This window comes from Mesorhizobium sp. FG116 (assembly GCF_057809835.1).
The window spans coordinates 1-3,361 of record NZ_JBMDKS010000082.1 but is presented as its reverse complement, the minus strand read 5'-3'; the positions used below and the strand labels follow the sequence as shown (position 1 = coordinate 3,361).

At 60.2% G+C, this 3,361-nt stretch carries 3 protein-coding genes and 1 pseudogene; 2 read left to right on the top strand and 2 right to left on the bottom strand.

Annotated elements, in window-relative coordinates; all coding sequences use genetic code 11:
* Positions 1 to 216 precede the first annotated feature (216 nt).
* Together ACODTY_RS23580 and ACODTY_RS23575 are read right to left on the bottom strand one after the other, a co-directional pair.
* Entirely contained in the window at positions 217 to 864 is a 648-nt protein-coding gene (locus ACODTY_RS23580) for a LuxR C-terminal-related transcriptional regulator (RefSeq protein WP_488996606.1), read from the bottom strand.
* A 165-nt stretch (positions 865 to 1,029) separates the two neighbouring features.
* Positions 1,030 to 1,254, bottom strand: a complete 225-nt coding sequence (locus tag ACODTY_RS23575) for a hypothetical protein (RefSeq protein ID WP_488996605.1) — start codon at positions 1,252 to 1,254, stop codon at positions 1,030 to 1,032.
* On the opposite strand from ACODTY_RS23575, the gene ACODTY_RS23570 reads away from it, so the two are divergent.
* Both ACODTY_RS23570 and ACODTY_RS23565 read left to right on the top strand, forming a co-directional pair.
* Positions 1,253 to 2,965 carry a trimethylamine N-oxide permease gene (locus ACODTY_RS23570; RefSeq protein WP_488996604.1) on the top strand — a complete coding sequence of 571 codons (1,713 nt, stop codon included), beginning with the start codon at positions 1,253 to 1,255 and terminating at the stop codon, positions 2,963 to 2,965. The genes ACODTY_RS23575 and ACODTY_RS23570 overlap by 2 nt on opposite strands.
* 268 nt (positions 2,966 to 3,233) lie before the next feature.
* Positions 3,234 to 3,361: pseudogene (locus ACODTY_RS23565) on the top strand (bifunctional methylenetetrahydrofolate dehydrogenase/methenyltetrahydrofolate cyclohydrolase); the annotation flags it as partial.

Sequence of the window (3,361 nt, the reverse complement as noted above, 5' to 3'; positions counted from 1 at the left end):
TCCCGGGCCGCAAAACCAGACTCGGACGCGGCGGACCACTCACTATTCCAGGATACGAGGTCATATCAGCAACAGCCCCGGGGTTAGATTTTCCTATGCGTAAATATATTTAATTGTGGAGAATAGTTGCATTTGACGGCGACTGCAAGACCGGTTTTGCAGCTTTCGCGCTCTCGCCGACATTGAAGGGCGCGGAAAACCCGTTGTCACCGGGATTTACTGTGGGTTTGGCGAACTCCCGCGCTTCTTGGCGCCGGCATAAAGGGCGACCGCCATGGCGCGGTTCCTGACGTCGAGTTTGTCGTAGAGGTTTTTCAGGTGGTATTTGACGGTGTTTTCCGAAATGCCGGTGCGCGAGGCGATCTGCAGGTTTGTCCAGCCGTCGGCGAGCACGGAGAGCAGTTCGCGTTCGCGCGTCGTCAGCCGCGACAGAGGTGTGTCGTTGATCTTGGAGACATCGACATAGGGGATGCAGATGCGTCCGTGCGCGACCGCCATCAGCGTGTCGAACAGGATTTGCGGGTCGTCGAACTGGTAGCAATAGCCCTGCACGCCGAGCCGCACGCATTGCTTGAGGATGGCGACGTCGTGGTCGTTCGAGAAGATGACGATGCGCGCCTCGAGCGCACGGCGCTGCATTTCGGCGAGCACTTCGCCGCTGTCCATGTCGGACAGTTTCCAGCCGAGCACGGCCAGATCGAAGCTTCGGTTGGGCGACGACAGTTCGCGCAGGAAGTCTTCCCCGGTCTGCACCGTGCCGGCGAGGTCGAAGCGGCCGTCGCGCGTGATCATGTCGGCCAGCGCCGACACCACCAGGGGGTTGCGTTCCGCGACGAGCACACGGAATTTCACGGCAGACGTCACAAGCGCCTCCCCTGACCTGCTTCCGGTTCCCGTTGCATCCTGTCGATGCTCATCTGCCCAAGTGACCTCCCGACGCCGCCATAGCCTCGATTCATGGTTCCACACGATCGTCCCGATCATGACGGATTGGTGACGGCAATTCACAGCATGAATTATTTTTTCCTTTTAGTACAGGGGTTTTGCGTCGAAACCGCTGTCGATGCCGGTGCCGATCCCCGTTTTGAAATGGGCGCAAAGCCTACAAACCTCTTGACGAAAGGGCAAATTCGGCTGATGTTCACCAACAAGAAAGAAATAAAACTGAGCGGAAACTACAGATGCCTCGCGCCCTTTGGGAGATTCGGCGCAGGCATCCAACATCTCAAAAATGCAGTAAGGGGACATCGCCATGAGCGTGATTGCAGAACCGCATTCTGCGGAAGCGGGACAACTACATCGAACTATCGACTGGCGCGGCGCATTCTGGGTGGCCAGCGGCGTGCCTGCGCTCGTGCTTTTCTCCATCGGCGGTATTTCCGGCACCGTCGGCATTCCGGCCTACACGATCTGGATCGTGTCGGTGTGCTTCGGCCTGATCCAGGCCTGCACCTATGCCGAGATCGCCGGCCTGTTCCCGAGCAAGTCGGGCGGCGCTTCCGTGTACGGCGCAACCGCTTGGCTGCGCTATTCGAAGTTCATCGCGCCGCTGTCGGTGTGGTGCAACTGGCTGGCGTGGACGCCCGTGCTTTCGCTGGGCTGCTCGATCGCGGCCGCCTACATCCTGAACGCACTTGCGCCGATCCCGGCCTTCACCGACGCCTCGCCCGAGGTTGTCGCCTGGCTCGCCGATCCGGCCAATGCCGGCAAGGCTGCGGCAGATGCGATCACCGCGCTGACCGCTGCCGGCACGCCGGCGATCCGCGAGTGGACGCTTTATAGCGGCTCGCTCGGCCCGGTGTCGTTCTCGTTCAACTCGGTCTTCGTGATCGGCGCGGTCCTGATGCTGATCACCTTCGCGATCCAGCACCGCGGCATTCTCGGCACGGCCAACGTCCAGAAGTACATTGGCCTCGCCGTCATCATCCCGATGCTGATCGTCGGCATCGTGCCGATCGTCACCGGCCAGATCAACTGGGACAACTACACGCCCTTCGTTCCGCTGGCCGAGGCTTATGTTCCGGCGCCCGGCGAATGGAACATCTCCGGCTGGACGCTGGTGTTCGGCGGCCTGTTCATCGCCGCATGGTCGGCCTACGCGTTCGAGACCTCGATCTGCTTCACCAGCGAGTTCAAGAACCCGGGCCGCGACACGGTGCGCGCGATCCTTTACTCGGGCCTGCTCTGCCTGCTGCTCTATACGCTGGTGCCGTTCACCTTCCAAGGCGTGCTCGGCCTTGAAGGCATGCTGGCCGCCGACATCGTCGACGGTTCGGGTGTCGGCCATGCGATGGCGCAGATGGTCGGTGGTTCCGGCTTCGTCACCTCGATCATGATCATGCTGATGATCCTGGCGCTGATGCTGGCCATCAACACGGCGATGGCCGGCTCCTCGCGCACCCTCTACCAGGGTTCGGTCGATGGCTGGCTGCCGCGCTACCTCTCGCACGTCAACCACCACGGTGCGCCGACCAGGGCGATGTGGACCGACCTGATCTTCAACCTCGGTCTTCTCGCCATTGCCTGCGCGGATGCGGCAAGCTTCTTCTTCATCCTCGCCGTTTCCAACTGTGGCTACATCATCTTCAACTTCCTGAACCTCAACTCGGGCTGGATCCACCGCATCGACAATGGCCATATCCATCGTCCGTGGCGCGCCCCGACCTTCCTCATCGCGATCGGCGGCATGCTGTCCTTCGTCAATGCGATGTTCATGGGTGCCGGCGCCAAGGTGTGGAACCCGTGGGCACTGTGGGCTGGCTTCATCGCCGCAGCGCTGATCATCCCGGTGTTCTGCTTCAGGCATTACATCCAGGATGGCGGGCGCTTCCCGACCCACATGCTGGATGATCTCGGCATCACCCAGGAAGACCTGAAGAACCGCAAGGCAGGCATTCTTCCCTACCTCACCCTGGCAGGCGGAATTTCCGTGGTGCTGCTGGCGAACTGGTTCTTCGTCATCTGACGAAATCGATCTGAAAAATGGAAGGCCGGCTCCATGCCGGCCTTCTGCATTTTGGGAAAATCCTTATTTTTCAGTAGCTTCGACAAGCGGGCCCGGGCATCAGTGATATTTCTTTGTATGAAAGAATATTGAACAGCAGTTGACTTTCGCGAGGCATCGCTGTTAGAAATGGGGAATACGCAAATGCTCTTTTGGCGACCCGTGTTCGGGTGGCAAGGCAGTAGCCGGACGTCGGCCGGATGAGCATCTCGGGAGGGATAACAGGAAAATGGCATCTGTAATAGACGGCAAGGTTGTAGCGGCGGATGTGGTTGCCAAGGTTAAGGCCGAGGCGGACAGGCTGATCGCCGAGACGGGCGTCGTGCCGGGCATTGCGGTGGTCATCGTCGGCCATGA

Coding starts and splice junctions, on each gene's coding strand:
- ACODTY_RS23570 (WP_488996604.1), top strand. CDS start 1,253: ATGAGCGTGATTGCAGAACCGCATTCTGCGGAAGCGGGACAACTACAT.
- ACODTY_RS23575 (WP_488996605.1), bottom strand. CDS start 1,254: ATGGCGATGTCCCCTTACTGCATTTTTGAGATGTTGGATGCCTGCGCC.